Source organism: Parabacteroides sp. PM6-13, from assembly GCF_029892605.1.
GTDB lineage: Bacteria > Bacteroidota > Bacteroidia > Bacteroidales > Tannerellaceae > QVMG01.
Genome location: NZ_JARXWF010000033.1, coordinates 1 through 2,146, shown reverse-complemented (window position 1 = coordinate 2,146; position 2,146 = coordinate 1). Strand labels below are relative to the sequence as shown.

Genomic DNA, 2,146 nt, shown 5'->3' with positions numbered 1-2,146 from the left:
GGATTATGTGAATAAGACAACGGAGTATACCTACAACCAAAACGGAGCAATGACTCAGGATCAGAACCGGGGTATCACCTCCATTGCATACAATATATTGAACCTTCCGGAACAGATCGATATCAAGAGCCCGGTAGCCGAGGCGCGGAATGAGTACTATTACAGCTCGGACGGAGTGAAACGCCGTGTGATCCGCAAATGGAACCCGAACTATTCCACCTCGCCGGTGATCGGTTCAGCTATCAACACCTCTTCCTTGACCCAAACCGAGACGACGGATTATGTGGGGAATGTGGAATATGTGAACAATGCCTTGAAAAGGGTGTATGTCGGTACCGGCTATATCGAAAATAATGTGTATCATTGCTACCTGAAAGATTACCTGGGTAATACGCGATTGGTAGTAACTCCTACGGATAATTATTATCAATGGTTGAATTACTACCCTTTCGGGATGCTCTATGGCGATAGAGGCGACCAGGGTCGTCAGCAGATGAAGTATGGCGGCAAGGAGTTTGAAGATAAACATGGGTTGTACCTCTACGACTTCGAGGCGCGTTATTACGATCCCGCCTTAGGCGGCTTCCTGACCATGGATCCGCTGGCGGAGAAGTATTACAGTACGAGTCCGTATGCGTATTGTAATAATAATCCGATGCGGTACATTGATCCGGATGGAAGGGAATGGGATGATGTGCTTGAGGCGGAACGACTAAAAAACCTTATAGAGAATCGAATAGAAAAGCTAAATAATGATATTGCTCAAAGCCAGTCAAAACTAGACAAAGGGATGTTAAGCGATAAGCAAATAGCTAAATTTGAAAATAAGATTTCTGAAGCAAATAGTCGTATTGCGAACTTAAATAGAAGTATTTCGGATATTGACATGTTGGGGGCAGATAAGAATAATATATATGCATTTAGTAAAACAAACGGCGGAATACATCAGGTAAAGCTTGGGGATGATAGTAAGATTTACATAGAAACTTCATCGGATGCAATTTCAATACATGAAATAGCACATGTAAGACAGGCATTAAATGCAGGAGGACTTAGGTTTTCATCGAAGGGAGAACTGCTTAATGCAGGAAGTATGGCACCAGCAAGTAAAAGAACCGTTGCTATTAGCAATATGGAAATTGAAGCTTATCAAATGCAATACTCTTATGATCGTTCATTTCCTGGAAAAACAAGAAATTTGCAAGGGATTGATGTTCATTCTGTTGGTGGGCTAATGAATAAAGGGGTTCCCATTTACCCTTTTATTTACCAATATTCTAATTTCTTGAAGCAACAACAAAAAATAACAAATAAAAGACGATGAAAAAGATTGTGATACTTTTTTTACTTCCAGCTTTAGCTTGCTTGTTTCCTTTCACTCAAACGGAATCATCTAAAACATATCTAAACAAGTATGGAGCAAAGATAGAGTTTAAGAATGATGAATTTTATTATATTGAATCTCACTCTTTTAGTCCTGTTTGGTACAATGATACCTTGGCGGTGTGCACTGTTAAGAAGCTTGATGGCCAATTTGTAGAACTAAACTCTATTCCTCCAGATGTTATTGCGCAAAGAGGTTTGTCTGTAATCCAAGGTTTCGATTGTATGGCTGAAGATAGTATTAAAATTTCCTTTTCAATCCCTTACAATAATGATAATTTGAATATTACAGTTTTTTCTAATACTTTAAAAACATTTGATTTGACTTATTCTAAATCCGATAAGGAACTAATGCTGCCTAATGACTTTAAAACAATAGCATTTACTATTTCTCCAGAGAGAAGTGTGGTTTCACATAGTATTGATGGGCGATTTTACGGTGTTTTATATTACTCCTCTATTGAGTATACCATAGAAGAGAATACAAATCATATAGAAATCTCCATTCCTGCTATGGATGACTCTTTCTTTGAGAGGTATTATGTAAAAGGTGAATATGCTCGTGTGGTAAATGATTCTATTTTTTGGAGAGGAGATGTTTTTGTAAAGAAGAGTAAGTGAACAACGTATTGAAAAGGATTTGTACGATAAATGGGTATGCTTCCAACCTGCTCTATGTCACGGAAACGAAAGATGAAGACAATAACCCTCTCTATACCTTTACGGATAAAGAGGGACATGTGATATTGACCCGTCAGATTTC

The 2,146-nt window shown here is 38.4% G+C and carries 2 protein-coding genes; both read left to right on the top strand.

Going from position 1 to position 2,146, the window contains the following annotated elements:
- Positions 1–1,324, top strand: a 1,324-nt coding sequence (locus M2134_RS15720) for an RHS repeat-associated core domain-containing protein (RefSeq protein ID WP_280758217.1), incomplete at its 5' end; no start/stop codon positions are given.
- The gene (locus M2134_RS15715) at positions 1,321–2,004 is read left to right on the top strand and encodes a hypothetical protein (protein WP_280752524.1); all 684 of its coding nucleotides are present in this window, start codon (positions 1,321–1,323) and stop codon (positions 2,002–2,004) included. The genes M2134_RS15720 and M2134_RS15715, both read left to right, overlap by 4 nt.
- Positions 2,005–2,146 lie beyond the last annotated feature (142 nt).

Bases quoted from the DNA above. Each gene is read 5' to 3' on its own strand.
- M2134_RS15715 (WP_280752524.1), top strand. From the start codon at position 1,321: ATGAAAAAGATTGTGATACTTTTTTTACTTCCAGCTTTAGCTTGCTTG.